Origin of the sequence: Paraburkholderia sediminicola, from assembly GCF_046030555.1 — a bacterium.
Taxonomy (GTDB): domain Bacteria; phylum Pseudomonadota; class Gammaproteobacteria; order Burkholderiales; family Burkholderiaceae; genus Paraburkholderia; species Paraburkholderia sediminicola_E.
Genome location: NZ_JAQQCH010000001.1, coordinates 14,461 through 31,632 on the forward strand (window position 1 = coordinate 14,461; position 17,172 = coordinate 31,632).

Annotated in this window: 15 protein-coding genes and 1 tRNA gene; 2 read left to right on the forward strand and 14 right to left on the reverse strand. The window is 60.6% G+C overall.

Going from position 1 to position 17,172, the window contains the following annotated elements; all coding sequences use genetic code 11:
• Positions 1-56: 56 nt before the first annotated feature.
• The 12 genes from pheT to PQQ52_RS00130 form a co-directional block, all read right to left on the reverse strand.
• The gene (gene pheT / locus PQQ52_RS00075; RefSeq protein WP_408205719.1) at positions 57-2,492 is read right to left on the reverse strand and encodes a phenylalanine--tRNA ligase subunit beta; all 2,436 of its coding nucleotides are present in this window, start codon (positions 2,490-2,492) and stop codon (positions 57-59) included.
• Positions 2,493-2,634: 142 nt separating this feature from the next.
• Positions 2,635-3,648, reverse strand: coding sequence for a phenylalanine--tRNA ligase subunit alpha (gene pheS / locus PQQ52_RS00080; protein WP_074282769.1), 1,014 nt, complete (start codon positions 3,646-3,648; stop codon positions 2,635-2,637).
• Between the two features lie 157 nt (positions 3,649-3,805).
• Positions 3,806-4,165: a 50S ribosomal protein L20 gene (gene rplT / locus PQQ52_RS00085; protein WP_006052502.1), complete on the reverse strand. Its 360-nt coding sequence runs from the start codon at positions 4,163-4,165 to the stop codon at positions 3,806-3,808.
• Positions 4,166-4,194: 29 nt separating this feature from the next.
• Positions 4,195-4,392: a 50S ribosomal protein L35 gene (gene rpmI / locus PQQ52_RS00090; RefSeq protein ID WP_408205721.1), complete on the reverse strand. Its 198-nt coding sequence runs from the start codon at positions 4,390-4,392 to the stop codon at positions 4,195-4,197.
• A 248-nt stretch (positions 4,393-4,640) separates the two neighbouring features.
• Positions 4,641-5,165 (reverse strand): translation initiation factor IF-3, encoded by a 525-nt coding sequence (infC, locus tag PQQ52_RS00095; RefSeq protein ID WP_325044246.1) that lies wholly within the window; start codon positions 5,163-5,165, stop codon positions 4,641-4,643.
• Between the two features lie 49 nt (positions 5,166-5,214).
• A complete protein-coding gene (gene thrS / locus PQQ52_RS00100; protein ID WP_408205723.1) occupies positions 5,215-7,122 on the reverse strand; it encodes a threonine--tRNA ligase in 1,908 nt (635 codons plus the stop codon).
• A gap of 251 nt (positions 7,123-7,373) precedes the next feature.
• Positions 7,374-7,450 (reverse strand) — tRNA-Val (locus tag PQQ52_RS00105).
• 130 nt (positions 7,451-7,580) lie between these two features.
• Positions 7,581-9,824: a RelA/SpoT family protein gene (locus tag PQQ52_RS00110; RefSeq protein ID WP_408205725.1), complete on the reverse strand. Its 2,244-nt coding sequence runs from the start codon at positions 9,822-9,824 to the stop codon at positions 7,581-7,583.
• Between the two features lie 63 nt (positions 9,825-9,887).
• Positions 9,888-10,241: a RidA family protein gene (locus PQQ52_RS00115; RefSeq protein ID WP_325044240.1), complete on the reverse strand. Its 354-nt coding sequence runs from the start codon at positions 10,239-10,241 to the stop codon at positions 9,888-9,890.
• A gap of 94 nt (positions 10,242-10,335) precedes the next feature.
• Positions 10,336-11,247, reverse strand: coding sequence for an alpha/beta fold hydrolase (locus PQQ52_RS00120; protein ID WP_408205727.1), 912 nt, complete (start codon positions 11,245-11,247; stop codon positions 10,336-10,338).
• Positions 11,248-11,582: 335 nt separating this feature from the next.
• Positions 11,583-12,224: a CoA transferase subunit B gene (locus PQQ52_RS00125; protein WP_074282763.1), complete on the reverse strand. Its 642-nt coding sequence runs from the start codon at positions 12,222-12,224 to the stop codon at positions 11,583-11,585.
• Positions 12,225-12,226: 2 nt separating this feature from the next.
• Positions 12,227-12,931 carry a CoA transferase subunit A gene (locus PQQ52_RS00130; RefSeq protein ID WP_408205729.1) on the reverse strand — a complete coding sequence of 235 codons (705 nt, stop codon included), beginning with the start codon at positions 12,929-12,931 and terminating at the stop codon, positions 12,227-12,229.
• Between the two features lie 242 nt (positions 12,932-13,173).
• Here PQQ52_RS00130 and PQQ52_RS00135 point away from each other — a divergent pair, with 242 nt between their 5' ends.
• Positions 13,174-13,719 (forward strand): LuxR C-terminal-related transcriptional regulator, encoded by a 546-nt coding sequence (locus PQQ52_RS00135; RefSeq protein ID WP_408205731.1) that lies wholly within the window; start codon positions 13,174-13,176, stop codon positions 13,717-13,719.
• Positions 13,720-13,847: 128 nt separating this feature from the next.
• Here the strand turns inward: PQQ52_RS00135 and PQQ52_RS00140 are convergent, their stop codons facing one another.
• Positions 13,848-14,279 carry an acyl-CoA thioesterase gene (locus PQQ52_RS00140; RefSeq protein ID WP_408205733.1) on the reverse strand — a complete coding sequence of 144 codons (432 nt, stop codon included), beginning with the start codon at positions 14,277-14,279 and terminating at the stop codon, positions 13,848-13,850.
• 240 nt (positions 14,280-14,519) lie between these two features.
• A complete protein-coding gene (locus PQQ52_RS00145) occupies positions 14,520-15,296 on the reverse strand; it encodes an SDR family oxidoreductase (protein WP_128591951.1) in 777 nt (258 codons plus the stop codon).
• Between the two features lie 188 nt (positions 15,297-15,484).
• On the opposite strand from PQQ52_RS00145, the gene PQQ52_RS00150 reads away from it, so the two are divergent.
• Positions 15,485-17,158: an electron transfer flavoprotein-ubiquinone oxidoreductase gene (locus tag PQQ52_RS00150; protein ID WP_408205734.1), complete on the forward strand. Its 1,674-nt coding sequence runs from the start codon at positions 15,485-15,487 to the stop codon at positions 17,156-17,158.
• The last annotated feature ends 14 nt before the right edge of the window (positions 17,159-17,172 follow it).

Below are 17,172 nucleotides of genomic sequence, written 5' to 3' on the forward strand. Positions count from 1 at the left end.
CGCGCCAAGCAGAAACGGAGGTTGCGAAAAAATGCCGTGCAAATGTTAAATGCGGGTTATCCACGCAACCGTGCGCCATATACTCGAGCCAGACGTTCCACCAGAGTTTGAATGGCCAGATCGACCGTTTCATCCTGAAGGGTCCCGCCAGTATCTTGCAAGGTCACACGGAACGCAAGGCTTTTCTCGTGAGCAGCCAGGCCACCGGAAGTGTTTGATTTTGGACGGAATTCGTCGAAAAGCACAACCTTCTGGACGGTCTTGCAGGCCGCTTCGGACTGAGCCTTCTGGAGCTCGTCCAGCAGCGCCTGCACCTCGATTTTCTGATCGACAACGACCGCGATATCGCGACGCACCGGCTGGAATTTAGACACTTCCGCCGGGGTCGGCAATACGCGCTGCATTAATGCTTCTGCTTCGATTTCAAACAGAATCGGCGCATGCGGCAAATCATATTTCTGCATCCAGCGCGGATGCAATTCGCCAATCCAACCCACTGCGCGGCCATTCAGTTCAATACGCGCGCTGCGGCCCGGATGCAATGCCGGATGCTCCGCTTTCACGAAACTCGCCACTGCCGGCGCGAGCACGGCTTCCAGATCGCCCTTCACGTCGAAATAATCGACCGCGCGGGTTTGCGCGCCCCACTGCTCTTCGAGCGCGGGGCCGTAGGCAAGACCGCCAATCATCTTCGGCTGCGCGAAACCCTCTACCGTCAGCTCGCCTGCCTTGATCGACGGATCGTGCAGGAACACGCGGCCGGCTTCGAACACGCGCACGCGATCGGCCGCGCGACGGTTCAAATTCGTGCGCAGAACGCTGATCAGGCTGCCGAAGAGCGTGGTGCGCATGACCGACAACTGGCTTGCAATCGGATTCAGCAGACGTACCGGCCCGTCGTTGCCGGCGAAATCCGACTCCCATTCGGCGTCCACGAAACTGAAGTTGACCGTTTCCGCGTAATCGCGCGCGGCGAGCGCGTGACGGATCACGTGGATCGAGCGCTGCGTTTCGTTGGTCGACAGCATTTCGCTGGTCGCAACCGGCGGACGGGCCGGGATCTTTTCGAAGCCGTAGATACGCGCCACTTCTTCGATCAGGTCTTCTTCGATTTCGATATCGAAGCGGTACGACGGCGGCATCACCGAGAACGTATCGCCCTCGCGCTCGAAGGTAAGGCCGAGGCGCGTGAAGATCTGCGCGATTTCGTCCGTATCGATCTTGATGCCGATAATGCGATTCGCACGCGAAACCCGCATCTTCACCGGCTCACGCTTCGGCACGTTGACGGTTTGATCGTCGACCGGGCCGGCTTCGCCGCCGCAGATATCGAGGATCAGTTGCGTGATGCGTTCGATATGGTCGACGGTGGTCGCGTAATCGACGCCGCGCTCGAAACGATGGCCTGCATCGGTCGAGAAGTTGTACTTGCGCGAGCGGCCGCGAATGCTATCCGGCCACCAGAACGCCGCCTCGAGGTAGATGTTGGTGGTGTCGAGCGTAACTGCCGTGCTGTCGCCGCCCATGATGCCGGCGAGACTTTCGATGTGCTGTTCATCGGCGATCACGCCGACGGTTTCATCGAGTTCGACGGTGTTGCCGTTCAGCAGCTTGAGCGTTTCGCCCTTGCGGCCCCAACGCACGTCCATGCCGCCGTGGATCTTGTCCAGATCGAACACGTGCGACGGACGGCCCAGTTCGAGCATCACGTAGTTCGAGATGTCGACGAGCGCGGAGATGCTGCGCTGACCCGAACGCTCCAGACGCTGCACCATCCATTGCGGTGACTTCGCGCGCGCATTCACGCCGCGAATCACGCGACCCGAAAAACGGCCGCACAGATCGGGCGCCGAGATTTTGACGGGCAACGTTTCGTTGAGCTTGACTTCGACTGGCTTGATCTCGAGCGGGCGCAGCGGCGCACCGGTGATGGCCGAGGTTTCGCGCGCCACGCCGAACACCGACAGGCAGTCCGCCTTGTTCGGCGTCAGTTTGATTTCGAAAACGGTATCGTCGAGATTGAGCGTTTCGCGGATGTCCTGGCCGATCGGCGTATCTTCCGGCAGGATCATCAGGCCGCTATGATCTTCCGAGAGCTTCAGTTCGCGTGCCGAGCACAGCATGCCCTGGCTTTCCACGCCGCGCAGCTTCGAGAGCTTGATCGCGAATGGCGTGCCGCCTTCTTCGGCGGGCGGCAGTTGCGCGCCAACTAACGCGACCGGCACCTTAATGCCCGGCGCGACATTCGGTGCACCGCACACGATGTTCAGCGTCGCGCCCGTGCCGGCGTCGACCTGACACACGTTGAGCTTATCCGCGTCCGGGTGCTTGACGACTTCCAGCACCTGGCCGACGACGATCTTCGAGGTCGGCGGCGCGGCCGGCCGCAGGTCTTCGACTTCGAGTCCCGCCATCGTCAACGCGTGCGACAGCTCATCGGTCGTCAGTTGCGGGTCGACAAAGGTTCTCAGCCAGGATTCCGGGAATTGCATGGTTCTGTGTACGTTCTGATCAGGTTAGGTCCACGTCCGGCAGGTGCTTCGATACTCGTCATTGACGAGCACTGCCGGGGACGCTGCTGCGGCACTGCGTGCAGTGCCGCGCTCTATGCTTGTCGCGTTCGTACGCGCCGGTTCAAGCGAATTGACGCAGGAAACGCAGGTCGTTTTCGAAGAACAGACGCAGGTCTTGCACGCCATAACGCAACATCGTGAGCCGCTCGAGGCCACTGCCGAAAGCAAAGCCGATGTAACGCTCGGGGTCGAGGCCCATGTTGCGGATCACCGTGGGGTGAACCTGGCCGGAACCCGAAATTTCGAGCCACTTGCCGGCGTTCTTGCCCGTTTCGAACAGCATGTCGATTTCTGCCGACGGTTCGGTGAACGGAAAGTACGACGGACGAAAGCGCACCTGAATATCGTCGCGCTCGAAGAATTTCTTGAGGAAGTCGGAGTAGACGCCCTTCAGGTCCGCGAAGCTGATGTTCTCGTCGATCCACAGGCCTTCAACCTGATTGAACATCGGCGAGTGCGTTGCATCGCTGTCCACACGATACGTGCGGCCCGGCACGATCACCTTGATCGGCGGCGTGTTGGTACGCGCGTAGCGCACCTGCATCGGGCTGGTGTGCGTGCGCAGCAGCAGTTGACGGCCGTCGGCATCTTTGCCGTCGACGTAGAAGGTGTCCTGCATTGAACGCGCCGGATGGTTTTCCGGGCTGTTCAGCGAGGTGAAGTTGTACCAGTCGGTTTCGATTTCGGGGCCGTCGGCCACGTCGAATCCGATCGACCGGAAAATCTGTTCGACGCGCTCCCATGTGCGCATGACCGGGTGCAGACTGCCTGCACCGGTGCCACGGCCGGGCAGCGTGACGTCGATGGCTTCAGCGGCGAGGCGCTGGTTCAGCAACGCGTCGGCCAGCGCCTGACGGCGGGCCGTCAACGCGGCTTCCACCTGTTGCTTGACGAGGTTGATCCGTGCGCCTTCGGTCTTGCGCGTTTCGGGATCGAGCTTGCCAAGGCCCTTCAATAGCTCGGTCAGCGCACCCGATTTGCCGAGAAAGCGTGCTTTCTCGTTCTCGAGGGTGGTGACGTCAGAGGCTTCTGCGAAGGCTTTTTGCGCGTCGGCGACAATCTGGTCCAGATCCATTGATCCCATCATTTCAACGTCAGTGTTCTATCGAAGCAAAACTGGCTCTACCAACAAAAACGGGGCTCGGTGAGGAGCCCCGTTTTTGCTGCAGCGTCACCGAGACTACCGGATGTTCGCTGCAACGAACCACGCAGTTTAATTGCCCAAAGCGCAATCAGGCTGCAACGGCGGCTTTCACCTGCTGAACGATCGCAGCAAAAGCAGCCTTGTCGAACACAGCCATGTCGGCCAGCACCTTGCGGTCGAGTTCGATCGAAGCCTTCTTCAGGCCGTTGATGAACACGCTGTACGTCATGTCGTGCTGACGCACCGCCGCGTTGATACGCGTGATCCACAATGCACGGAACACACGCTTCTTGTTGCGGCGATCGCGGTAGGCGTATTGGCCTGCGCGCATGACCGCCTGCTTGGCGATGCGATAGACGTTATTGCGACGGCCGCGGTAACCCTTGGCCAGCTTGATGATCTTCTTGTGACGGGCCCGTGCGGTAACCCCACGTTTTACTCGAGGCATGTTGCGCTCCTATGAGTTTCGGTTAAGGGTTAAGCGAACGGCAGCATTGCGCGCACGGAATTCATATCTGCATGATGAACTTCCGTGGAACCGCGCAAATGGCGTTTGACCTTGGTGGTCTTCTTCGTCAGGATGTGGCGCTTGAAGGCTTGACCGCGCTTGACGGTACCGCCCGGACGCACCACGAAGCGCTTTGCAGCACTCTTCTTGGTCTTCATCTTCGGCATGACAACTCCATTATTAGATGGATATGGGTGTGCGGTCGACCAGATGGCCATTACCCGCCCTTCGAAACCCATTCCACTTGGTATGCAGACCGCCGCTACTGCCGGCAGCCGCTTTTCAGGAAACGGCGCCCATTTACATAGACACCGATCCGAAACCTGCCGATACCGCGCCGGACACCCGGCACAGCATCGTTTCAATCTTTAACAACCGGAGCACGCACCCTACGGCGCGCCGCCGCTCCAGCCGCTTACTTCTTTTTCTTCGGAGCGATCACCATGATCATCTGGCGACCTTCCATTTTCGGCATCTGCTCGACCTGACCGACTTCGTCAAGGTCCGTGCGCAGGCGCTCAAGCACGCGCATGCCGATTTCCTGGTGAGCCATTTCGCGGCCACGGAAACGCAACGTGATTTTCGTCTTGTCGCCGTCGTCGAGGAAGCGGATGAGGTTGCGCAGCTTGACGTTGTAATCGCCGTCATCAGTGCCCGGGCGGAATTTAACTTCCTTGACCTGGACGACCTTCTGCTTGAGCTTGGCCTCGTGCTGCTTCTTCGCTTCCGAGTACTTGAACTTGCCGTAGTCCATCAAACGGCAGACCGGCGGGACCGCTTGCGGAGCGATTTCGACCAGATCCACGTCTTGCTGTTCCGACATCCGGAACGCATCAGCGAGTTTCACGATGCCGAGCGGTTCGTTCTCGACTCCGACCAGACGCACCTCGGGTGCTGTAATCTCACCGTTGATGCGGTGCGCAGACTTATCAGTAGCGATGTTACGTTTCCTCTAAAAATTAAAAAAACGAGCCGGGCTGCCAAGTGGCTCAGTTGAACGACTGCACGTCCTGGCGCAGACGCTCAATGAAGGTATCGAGAGGCATCACACCAAGATCGACACCACCACGGGCACGCACGGCTACCGTTTGGGCTTCACGCTCTTTGTCGCCGACCACAAGCAGGTACGGCACCTTTTCTAGCGTGTGCTCCCGTATTTTATAGCTAATCTTCTCGTTGCGCAAATCGGCCTCTACTCTAACCCCTTGTTTTTGCAACGATTGGGCTAGCGACTGTGCGTATTCGGCCTGATTTTCCGCGATATTCATCACCACAACCTGCATGGGCGCGAGCCACGACGGCATTGCACCGGCATGGTGCTCGATCAGAATACCGAGAAAGCGCTCCATTGATCCGACGATTGCCCGGTGCAGCATGATCGGGCGGCGACGGCCGTTGTCTTCGGCGACGTATTCGGCGCCCAGGCGCTCCGGCAGCACCATATCGAGCTGCAACGTACCACACTGCCACGAGCGGCCGAGGGCGTCCTTGATGTGATATTCGACTTTCGGGCCATAGAATGCGCCCTCGCCCGGCAATTCTTCCCACGTCACGCCGCAGGCCGTCAGCGCATCGCGCAGACCCTGCTCGGCACGATCCCATGTCTCATCGGTCCCGGCACGTGAATCCGGGCGCAGCGACAGCTTGATCTCGACGTTGTCGAAGCCGAAATCCTTGTAGACGCTCATCGCCAACGTGTTGAACGCGATCGATTCGCTGATGAACTGGTCTTCGGTACAGAAAATGTGTGCGTCGTCCTGGACGAAGCCACGCACGCGCATCAGGCCATGCAGCGCACCCGAGGACTCATTGCGGTGGCACGAACCGAATTCCGCGTAACGCAGCGGCAGGTCGCGATACGAGCGCAGACCATGGTTGAACACCTGCACGTGACCCGGGCAGTTCATCGGCTTGATCGCGTAGTCGCGCTTTTCCGATTCGGTCGTGAACATGTTTTCACGATAGTTCTGCCAGTGGCCCGACGCCTCCCAGAGCGAGCGGTCCATGATCATCGGCGTCTTGATCTCGAGGTAGCCGGCGTCGTTCACGCGGCGGCGCATGTACTGCTCGACCTGCTGCCACAGCGTCCAGCCACGCGGATGCCAGAACACCATGCCCGGCGACTCGTCTTGCATGTGGAAAAGATCGAGTTGCTTGCCGAGCTTGCGGTGGTCGCGCTTTTCCGCCTCTTCGAGCATGTGCAGATAGGCGTCCTGGTCTTCCTTCTTGGTCCAGGCCGTACCGTAGATGCGCTGCAACTGCTCGTTCTTCGAATCGCCGCGCCAATAGGCGCCTGCAAGCTTCATCAGCTTGAAGATCTTAAGCTTGCCAGTAGACGGCACGTGCGGACCACGGCACAGATCGGTGAAGCTGCCGTGCGAGTACAGCTTGATTTCGTCGCTGGCAGGAATCGATTCGATGATTTCAGCCTTGTACTTTTCGCCGATGCTCTTGAAGTAGTCCACGGCTTCGTCGCGCGACACCACGCGGCGCGAAACCGGCTCGTCTTTCTTCGCGAGCTCCTGCATGCGCTTTTCGATCTTCTCGAGATCTTCGGGCGTGAAAGGACGGCTGTATGCGAAGTCGTAGTAGAAGCCGTTGTCGATCACCGGACCGATCGTGACTTGCGCTTCCGGGAACAGATCCTTCACCGCGTACGCGAGCAAATGTGCCGTGGAGTGGCGAATGATGTCGAGACCGTCGGCGTCTTTCTCGGTGACGATGGCAAGTGCCACATCGTGATCGATCAGCGTGGACGTGTCGACCAGTTCACCGTCGATCTTGCCGCCGAGCGCGGCCTTCGCGAGGCCTGGGCCGATCGAGGCGGCCACTTCGGCGACGGTCACCGGATGCTCGTACTGTCGAACAGAACCGTCAGGCAGACGTATCGAAACCATTGCGTTCTCCGTGGTGCCGACCGGCGGCGGCACATACAACCTGGTCAAAAAACCAAAAAAAATGCGGCCCCGCTTTCGAGGGGCCGCATTCACATTTCCTGCAAACTACATTGGCGAAAGTGGTCCTCGACTAGCGTCGCTCCGAAGTAGTTTCGGTCAACGTTCGCGGTGTCATACCCTACTCGCCTTTTTGCGCCGAGGCGCTTACTGCAGTTTGCGAAACCCCGGCAAAACCGGAATTTCTCTTTCGTTGGTAGGCTCGATTGGACTCGAACCAACGACCCCCACCATGTCAAGGTGGTGCTCTAACCAGCTGAGCTACGAGCCTGAAGAAACGAGATTATATGGAGCACCACACCGCTTGGCAAGTACTTTTATGCATCGACTTTAAATTTCTACTCACCTGCTCGAGCGCGTCTAGCCGATACCTGCCGGCGTCCCGGCATCTCGCCCGGACTTCAATTCTTGCGTGAAGCGCGCACCACGCCCGTCACTTCACCAAGCAACGTACACGCACGCTGAATTTGCGCCGCGCTCGATACCTCGACAGTGAATTGCATGAATGCGGCATTACGACGCGACTGCGTTTTCACGCCGATCACATTCACTTTCTCGCGCGCGAAAACTTCGGAGATATCCCGCAGCAAACCTTGCCGATCCGTGGCCTCGATGCTGAGGTCGACGGGGTAGACCGATTGTCCGCGGCCGCTCATGACATCAGCCGACCACGCGGTTTGCAACACACGCTCCGGCGCGCGATCGGCCATGCGCAGGAAGGTCGGGCAATCGCTGCGGTGAATCGACATGCCCTTGCCGCGCGTGACAAACCCGCTGATGTCGTCAGGCGGTGCGGGCCGGCAGCAGCGCGCGAGCTGCGTGAGCAACGCGTCGACGCCAACCACCAGCACACCCGTGGAAGCCCCGCGTGCGACGCTCGCGCCACTACTGCGCTTCTCAAACTGTTCCGGCGCTTCGACTATCGGCTCAGGCGGCGGCGCATCGTGCAGCGCCTGCTCGACGAGCCGAAGACTGAACTCTTCCTTGCCGACCACCGAGAACAGGTCGTCGGTGGCCTTGAAACCGAGCTTGGTGGCGAGCTGATCGAGATTGACCGACGTCTTGCCTTCGCGCTGCAGGGTTTTTTCGACCATCGCTCGGCCACTCGCGATGTGCTCCTGTACTTCGACCGCATTGAACCACGCGCGCACTTTCTGCCGCGCCCGATGGCTCTGCAAATATCCGAGTTGTGGGTTGAGCCAGTCACGCGACGGACCGCCCTCCTTCACCGCGACGATCTCGACGGTCTGACCGTTCTGCAATTGTGTGTTGAGCGGCACCATTGCGCCATCGACACGCGCGCCACGGCAGCGGTGCCCCAGTTCGCTATGCAGGTGATAGGCGAAGTCCACCGGCGTCGCGCCGTGGGGTAACGGAATCACGCGCGCTTGCGGCGTGAGCACGTAGATGTGGTCGTCATCGAGCGTAGCCTGCCGCAGTTGCTCCCACGGCTGCGCCGCGCGCTTCTCGCCGTGCTCGCCTTCAGAGACTTCGTCTTTCCACGCGAGCAGTTGACGCAACCACGCGATCTTCTCGTCGTACTTCTCATTGGCGCTGAACTGGCCGCCGTAACCACGCGTGCCCGCTTCCTTATAACGCCAGTGCGCCGCCACGCCATATTCGGCGAACTGATGCATTTCCTGCGTGCGGATCTGCACTTCGAACGCACGACCGTCGTCGCCGATCACAACCGTGTGCAGCGACTTGTAGCCGTTCGGCTTCGGCCGCGAGATGTAGTCGTCGAACTCTTTCGGCACCGGCTGCCACAGGTTGTGCACGATGCCGAGCACGGTGTAGCAATCCTTGATGTCCGGCACGATCACGCGAAACGCGCGCACGTCGTACAGTTCGGCGAAATCCAGTTCCTTGCCGCGCATCTTGCGCCAGATGCTATAGATATGTTTAGGCCGGCCGCTGACTTCGGCCTGAACATTCGCCGCAGCCAATTCCTGCTGCAGCCGCTCGATCGCCTGCGCAACATAGCTCTCGCGCTCCACGCGTTTCTCGTCGAGCAGCTTGGCGATACGCTTGTAAGTGACCGGCTCTTCGAAGCGGAGCGCGAGATCCTCGAGCTCCCATTTCAGTTGCCAGATACCCAGACGGTTGGCGAGCGGCGCGTAAATATCGAGCGTCTCGCGCGCGACATCAGGCGACGGCGTGATTTTCGCCGCCGCGTAATAACGCAGCGATTGCAAGCGCGACGCGAGCCGTATCAGCACGACGCGAATATCTTGCGCGAACGCGAGCAGCATCTTGCGCAGCGCCTCGACCTGCGCGCGGCGTGCGGCCTGCGCATCTCGCCCCGCTTCAGGCATGGCATTCTGCGCGGCACGCAAACTCACCGTACCCAGGCGCAGCAACTTGCGCACGTCACCGACCAGTTGCGCGACTTCTTCACCGAAGTTATCGGCGATCACGCGCTCCGGGTCTTGCAGATGCGGCGTCAGAGCAAACAATGCCGCCGCCAGCACAGCCGGCGGATCGACGTTCAGCGTGCGCATGATCGACGCCGTACCCGCCGCATGATCCGCCAGCAATTCACCCGATGAGAGCCGCACCTCACCCGCATGCTCGCGCACGAACGCCATCGCTTCGTCGAAGGAAGGGATGGGTGCCAGGGTGCTCGTAACGATTTCGGTAGTCATGGTGCGACGGCCCACCGGGCCAGACGGATCAACGGAATTTCAGCAACAGTTGGGAGACGCAGCTTAAGCGCGCTGCGCCGCGACCACGACGACTTCGACGAGGCACTTCGGATTCGCGAGCTTCGCTTCCACGGTGGCGCGCGGCGGCGTATCGCCTTGTGCGACCCACTCGTCCCACACGGCGTTCATGCCCGCGAAGTGCACCATGTCCGAGATGTAGATCTGCACGGACAGCAACTGCGACTTGTCGCTATTGACTTCGCCCAGCAGACGGTCGATATGGCCCAGCACTTCGCGCGTCTGACCCGTGATGTCCTGATCATCGTCTTCGGCAATCTGGCCCGCGAGGTACACGGTACCGTTGTGCACGGCGATTTCCGAGAGGCGCTTGCCGACGTGGTGACGAATGACTGCCATGAAGAATCCTGAGGTTGGTTAAAAATTGATCGAAGGTGCGTTTCGCATTGCGCCCACTCGCTCAAGGCTTAAGGACGCCACGCTGAACTCTGTATTATGACGCGTTGGCGGCCGGACCGATAAAGAACCGCCTCGCGAGGTCGATCTGATCGGCCGACAGAAACGCCGGCGCATGCCCGACACCCGCGATCTCCGCACTCGATACAGCACGCCCGGTCTCGACCATCTTCGCGACGGTCTCACGCGAAAGCAGGTCAGATTGCTCGCCACGCACCACCAGCACAGGCCCCTGAAACGCAGCCAGCGAATGCCACAGCGCGGCCTCGCCGAGTTTGACCGCCTCTTCGGTCGTGGCGGCAAACGGCTGTGCGATCCGCGGATCGTACCGGAGCAACCACGCGCCGTCCTGCTCGTGCAAAAGCGGTGTATTGATCTCGCGCCACTCCTCTGGCGTGAGCGGACCGAAGGTTTGTGCAAGCAGCGCGGCGTAATCGATGCCCTGCTGCAGCGTTTCAAAACGCACGGGCTTGCCGAGGTAATCGCCGATGCGCTGCACGGCCGCCGGCTCCAGATGCGGACCAACGTCGTTCAATAGCATTTTGCGGATCGGTGTTTCGGGCAAGCCAGCAAGTGCGAGCCCGATCAGACCGCCCATCGAGGTGCCGAACCAGTCGACCGTTTCGACGTTCAGGCGCGCGATCAGCGTGACCATGTCGGCGACGTACTGCGGCACGCTATAGAAGTTGGGGTTCGCGAGCCAGGATGACAAGCCCCGCCCCGCCACATCCGGACACACCACGCGGTAAGTGCCGGCGAATTCCGCCGCAAGGCGGTCGAAATCGCGCCCCGAGCGCGTCAAACCGTGCACGCACAGCAGCACACGCGGGTTTGCCGGGTCGCCCCACTCGGTGTAGGCGATCCGATGCAAGCCACCGGCGCTCGCGCACTGCACATAACGTTGGCGCGGTGCGGACCGCACGGCGGTGGAAGTGGACGTTTCGGTCATCTGGGTTCCTTGCAAAAACGCTGCGGATTCGGCCTGGGCACAGCAGGGATCAATAAGCGTCCAATCTTCGAAAGATTGTAAACCGCTTTGCCGCGCGGCAAGGATCGGCCAAACGGCCCAGGACTGACCAGGATGCCGCAAGGTAAAGCCCCAAGCGCAGGCACCCCGCTGCGGGCCGCGCAAAACGGCACAAAAGACGGCACCAAACAAAACGGGCGAGACTCGCGCCTCGCCCGTTTACAACTCGCTTCGTACGCCGCCCACGACCACAAGGCAACTTGCATTGCTGCCGGCTGCCGATCACATGGACCGAGGCTGGCGGCTCATAAAGCCCTTCAGCTCACCGCGCTCACATCCAGCGGCGCGCCCGTCTTCGCCTTGATTTCCTCGACGCTGACGCCCGGCGCCAGTTCAGTCAGCTTCAGACCGTCTTCCGTCACTTCGATCACGCCGAGGTCAGTGATGATCTGATCGACCACGCCCACGCCCGTCAGCGGCAACGTGCACTCTTCGAGGATCTTGTGCTGGTCGCCCTTCGCGACATGTTCCATCAGCACGACCACGCGCTTGACGCCCGCGACCAGATCCATCGCGCCACCCATGCCCTTGATCATCTTGCCTGGGATCATCCAATTGGCCAGATCGCCCTTCTTGCTGATCTGCATCGCGCCGAGAATCGCCAGGTTGATGTGGCCGCCGCGAATCATCGCGAACGAATCCGCCGACGAGAAAATCGACGAACCGGGCAACGTGGTCACCGTCTGCTTGCCGGCGTTGATCAGATCGGCGTCCACTTCTTCTTCGGTCGGCGACGGGCCGATGCCGAGCAGGCCGTTCTCCGACTGCAGCCATACTTCGACGCCCGCCGGCACGTGGTTCGCCACCAGCGTCGGCAAGCCGATGCCCAGGTTCACGTAGAAACCGTCCTGCAATTCCTTCGCCGCGCGTGCGGCCATTTCGTCACGAGTCCATGCCATGATCAATCTCCTTTCGCGCGGACGATGCGTTGTTCAATGCGTTTTTCCGGATTCGCATTGAGCACAATGCGCTGCACGAAAATGCCCGGCGTGTGGATCGCATCCGGATCGAGTTCGCCCACTTCAACGATTTCCTCGACTTCCACCACGGTAATCTTGCCGGCCATCGCGCACATCGGGTTGAAGTTGCGCGCGGTGCGGCGATAGACGAGGTTGCCCGATTTGTCAGCCTTCCACGCCTTGACCAAGGCAACGTCAGCCGTCAGCGAATGTTCGAGGACGTAGTGGTTTTCGCCAAACTGACGGGTTTCTTTGCCCTCGGCAATCAGCGTGCCGTAGCCGGTATTGGTGAAGAAGGCCGGAATGCCCGAGCCGCCCGCGCGCAGTTTCTCGGCGAGCGTGCCTTGCGGCGTGAATTCGAGTTCGAGTTCGCCGGCCAGATACTGGCGCTCGAACTCCTTGTTTTCGCCCACGTACGACGAAATCATCTTCTTGACCTGGCGCGTTTCGAGCAACAGACCGAGGCCAAAACCGTCGACGCCCGCATTGTTGCTGATGCAGGTGATGCCCTGCACCTTCGAATCGCGCAGCGCCGCGATCAGCGCCTCGGGAATGCCGCACAGCCCGAAGCCGCCGACGGCAAACGTCTGCCCGTCCTTGACGATGTCTTTCAGCGCTTCAGCCGCGCCTGGATAGACCTTGTTCATCGTTTGTCCCTTCCTTTATGGAAACCCGAATCCGGTTCGTTGCGACTTCGATATGACGCTCAGCGGGCAAACGCCCGACACGTCATTCTAGTCATCCGCGGTCATCCCTGCGCTCGACTTGCCCTGCCTCGCGCCAATGCCTGCTGCGGACGCTTCGTCGCGTTGTCATGTGCCCGAAAGAGTACGCTGGCCGTGCCATGCGGCACAATACGCAAAAATACATAAGTACTTGCCGCCACCCCATGCCCGCACTGGATTACCAAACCGCGTTTCACCTCGCCCCGATCGGGCTCGTGCTGTCGCGCGAACGGATCATCGAAGACTGTAACGACGAGCTGGCGTCGATATTCGGCTGCGCGCGCGGGGCGCTGCTCGGCCAGTCGTTCCAGGTGCTGTACCCGTCGACGGACGAATTCGAGCGGATCGGCGCGCGAATTCCGCCGATCATGACCGCGCAAGGCAGCTACGCCGACGACCGGATCATGAAGCGGGCGAACGGGGAATTGTTCTGGTGCCACGTGACAGGCCGCGCGCAGCAACGCGCCGACCCGCATGCAGCCGGTGTATGGACGTTCGAGGATTTGAGCGCGACGCGGCGCGTAGCGGTCGAATTGACGCCGCGCGAGCGGGAAATCGCCGCGCAACTGGTGACGGGCAAAACCAGCAAGCAGATCGGACGGGCGCTGGATATCAGCCCGCGCACGGTCGATGTCTACCGCGCGCGGTTGATGCGCAAATACGACACGGGGAACGCGACCGAGCTTTTGCAGCGTTTGCTCGGGCACTGAGGACCCGGCACTGAGCGCCTCGGCTTTGGCGGCTCGGGCACAAAGCCCGGCGCTGGCAAATCGGCTCTGAGGCAGCTCGTAACGCGCGCGGCGCTAACTCGCGCAGCGGCTTTCACGCAAAGTTGCTACTACGCCGCCTTGACCAGCGCCGCGCGCTCGATGGTCGCGCGCAACATATCCGGAACCGGTACCGACTTGCCTGCGGCGTAGTCGATCCACACGCAGCGCGCGGCGCCACGGGCATAGACGGTGTCCGGCTCGTCGGCGCGCACGAGTTCGAACCCGGTGTCAAAGCTGCTGCGGCCGGGGGTGGCCACGGACATCCGGCCGATTACATCGCCGGGATAGTGCAACTGCTTGAGAAACTCCATCGATGCATTGACGATCACCGGCCCCTGCCCGTCGGCGTTGCTGCCGGCCAGACCCAGTTGCTCGAACCAGGAAATCCGCACCTGCTCCATGTAACGGAAATAGACCGTGTTGTTCACATGGCCGAATGCGTCCATGTCGCCCCAGCGGATCGGCATCGACATCTCAAAAACTGCGTGAAAATCGCTCATCGTACTTCTTTAACGGGTTGGAACCAGGTTGAAGCCGGCACGTGGGCCGGCGCAAAAATGACAAGCAAGATAACGCGAGCATTCTTTCGGCAGAAGGCCCGCGCGCGTATAACAGTTTCTTCGACAGCGGGATAATCCGAGGCGACGGCGGTCCGAAGCGGCACCGGCATGAAGCACTGCAAAGCCCCACGACAGCGGCGCACGCGTTGTATAGCGCCCCCCGGCGCCCCAAAGCCGCGTTCAGGCGAGCCCGAACCCATCGTCGGCGGCAATCACCGAGCCATTGATGAACTGCGATTCGTCGGCCGCCAGCAGCAGCAACAGGCCATCCAGGTCCTCCGGCTTGCCGACACGATGGCGCGGCAGCATCGACACCAGCTTCTGCCCCTGCTCGGTCGACCAGTGATGATGGTTGATCTCGGTATCGATATAGCCCGGGCAGATGGCATTCACGTTGATACCGTGCTTGCCCCACTCCAGCGCCATGGCTTTCGTCATATGGACAACGGCGGCCTTGCTCATCGAGTACAGGCCGATCTGCGGCAGCACCCGCAAGCCCGCCATCGACGCGATATTGATGATCCGGTATGACGGCTTCTGCGCACTATTGCCGCGCATGATCATGCGCTTGGCGACTTCCTGGGCAACGAAGAAAGCGCCGCGCGTGTTAGTGTCGAACACGTATTCGAAGTCGGCCGGCGTGACTTCCGAGAGCTTCTGCGTGGTCGACACGCCTGAATTGTTCACCAGAATGTCGATCGTGCCCGCTTCGGTTTCCGCGTGGGCAACGGCCGACTTGATACTCTGATAATCCGTGACGTCGAGCGAAACAACGTGGGCCGCGCCGCCGGAGGCTTCGATCTCGGCGCGCAATTCCTTCAGACGCTCGGTGCGGCGGCTTGCCAGGACGACCTTGGCGCCTGCCTGCGACAATACTTGAGCAAAGCGCTTCCCCAACCCGCTTGAGGCGCCGGTGATCAGCGCGACCTTGCCTTCCAGATTGATCGAACGGCCCATTGTCGTTCCCTTGTTCGGTTGTTGTTACAGACGCGGTTGACAGGTGCGGTAGGACCGTCACTGCGGGTCATACCGTATCATAGAAATAGAACGATCGTGCTAATCTATGCTCATCTGGTTGCAGTGGCGGAGACCATCGCCCACAATACGATCCCGAAAAAAGCATTCTAACGGTAAGAGGAGCATCAATGACCCCCGCAAGTCTCATTGAGCAGTACGGTCCGCGCGAGTCGATGGAATACGACGTGGTGATCGTCGGCGGCGGCCCGGCTGGCCTGTCCGCGGCGATCCGCCTGAAGCAGCTGGCGGCTGAAAAAGGCGTCGAGATTGGCGTGTGCGTACTGGAAAAAGGCTCGGAGATCGGGGCTCATATCCTGTCGGGCGCGGTGATGGATCCGCGCGCCATCACCGAACTGATTCCGGACTGGAAGGAAAAAGGCGCGCCGCTCACGGTGGACGTGACCGAAGACAAGTTCCTGTTCCTCACGGAAACCGGCTCGAAGAGCGTGCCGACCTGGGCGCTGCCGGACAACTTCAAGAACCACGGCAACTACGTGATCAGCCTCGCGAACGTCACACGCTGGCTGGGTCAGCAGGCTGAAACGGCGGGCGTCGAGATTTTCCCGGGCTTTCCGGCCGCTGAAATCCTCTATAACGACGACGGCTCCGTCAAAGGCGTCGCCACCGGCAATCTGGGCATTGGCAAGGATGGTCAGCCGACCGAGAACTTCCAGCTCGGCATGGAACTGCACGCGAAGTACACGCTGTTCTGCGAAGGCGCGCGCGGGCATCTGGGCCGTCAACTGAACGATAAGTTCAAGCTGCGCGAAGGCGTCGATCCGCAGGTCTACGGGATCGGCATCAAGGAACTGTGGGAAATCGATCCGGCGAAGCACAAGCCGGGTCTGGTGATGCATACGGCCGGCTGGCCGCTGGAAAACGACACGTACGGTGGTTCGTTCCTGTATCACATGGACAACAACCAGGTGGTGGTGGGTTTTGTGGTCGGTCTCGGCTACACGAACCCGTATCTGTCACCGTTCGAGGAATTCCAGCGCTACAAGACGCATCCGGCGATCCGCGCGGTGCTCGAAGGCGGCAAGCGCGTGTCGTACGGCGCGCGGGCGATCACCGCAGGTGGCCTGCTGTCGCTGCCGAAGCTGGTGTTCCCGGGTGGCGCGCTGGTCGGTGACGATGCCGGTTTCCTGAACGCGTCACGGATCAAGGGTTCGCACGCGGCCATCAAGACCGGCATGCTGGCCGCCGATGCGGCATTCGATGCCGTGCAGGCAGGCCGCACCAGCGATGAGCTGACGGCCTATCCGGAGTCGTTCAAGACCTCGTGGCTGCACACGGAACTGCATCGTGCGCGCAACTTCAAGCAGTGGATGAGCAAGGGCCTGTACCTCGGCACCCTGATGGTCGGCGTCGAGCAGAAGCTGCTGGGCGGCAACGTACCCTGGACGCTGCATCACCAGCACTCGGACCACGAAATGCTCAAACCCGCTTCGCAATGCAAGCAGATCGTGTATCCGAAGCCAGATGGGAAGCTGACGTTCGACCGGCTCTCTTCAGTGTTCATCTCGAACACCAATCACGAAGAGAACCAGCCGGCTCACCTGACGCTAAAAGATCCTTCGGTGCCGGTGAACGTGAACTGGCAGACCTATGCCGGCCCGGAAGCGCGCTATTGCCCGGCCGCTGTATACGAGTTCGTGAAGAACGACGACGGCAGCGAGCGTCTCGTGATCAATGCGCAGAACTGCGTGCATTGCAAAACCTGCGACATCAAGGACCCGACGCAGAACATCGTGTGGGTCACGCCTGAGGGCGGCGGTGGTCCTAACTATCCGAATATGTGATTCGGTGTTTGAGT

Excerpts from the sequence above, each read along its gene's own strand:
- PQQ52_RS00115 (WP_325044240.1), bottom strand. The coding sequence starts at position 10,241 with ATGGCAGTCATTCGTCACCACGTCGGCAAGCGCCTCTCGGAAATCGCC.
- PQQ52_RS00150 (WP_408205734.1), top strand. The coding sequence starts at position 15,485 with ATGACCCCCGCAAGTCTCATTGAGCAGTACGGTCCGCGCGAGTCGATG.
- PQQ52_RS00125 (WP_074282763.1), bottom strand. The coding sequence starts at position 12,224 with ATGGCATGGACTCGTGACGAAATGGCCGCACGCGCGGCGAAGGAATTG.
- rpmI (WP_408205721.1), bottom strand. The coding sequence starts at position 4,392 with ATGCCGAAGATGAAGACCAAGAAGAGTGCTGCAAAGCGCTTCGTGGTG.
- PQQ52_RS00140 (WP_408205733.1), bottom strand. The coding sequence starts at position 14,279 with ATGAGCGATTTTCACGCAGTTTTTGAGATGTCGATGCCGATCCGCTGG.
- PQQ52_RS00130 (WP_408205729.1), bottom strand. The coding sequence starts at position 12,931 with ATGAACAAGGTCTATCCAGGCGCGGCTGAAGCGCTGAAAGACATCGTC.
- pheS (WP_074282769.1), bottom strand. The coding sequence starts at position 3,648 with ATGGATCTGGACCAGATTGTCGCCGACGCGCAAAAAGCCTTCGCAGAA.
- rplT (WP_006052502.1), bottom strand. The coding sequence starts at position 4,165 with ATGCCTCGAGTAAAACGTGGGGTTACCGCACGGGCCCGTCACAAGAAG.
- PQQ52_RS00145 (WP_128591951.1), bottom strand. The coding sequence starts at position 15,296 with ATGGGCCGTTCGATCAATCTGGAAGGCAAGGTCGCGCTGATCACCGGC.
- thrS (WP_408205723.1), bottom strand. The coding sequence starts at position 7,122 with ATGGTTTCGATACGTCTGCCTGACGGTTCTGTTCGACAGTACGAGCAT.
- PQQ52_RS00120 (WP_408205727.1), bottom strand. The coding sequence starts at position 11,247 with ATGACCGAAACGTCCACTTCCACCGCCGTGCGGTCCGCACCGCGCCAA.
- PQQ52_RS00135 (WP_408205731.1), top strand. The coding sequence starts at position 13,174 with ATGCCCGCACTGGATTACCAAACCGCGTTTCACCTCGCCCCGATCGGG.
- pheT (WP_408205719.1), bottom strand. The coding sequence starts at position 2,492 with ATGCAATTCCCGGAATCCTGGCTGAGAACCTTTGTCGACCCGCAACTG.
- PQQ52_RS00110 (WP_408205725.1), bottom strand. The coding sequence starts at position 9,824 with ATGACTACCGAAATCGTTACGAGCACCCTGGCACCCATCCCTTCCTTC.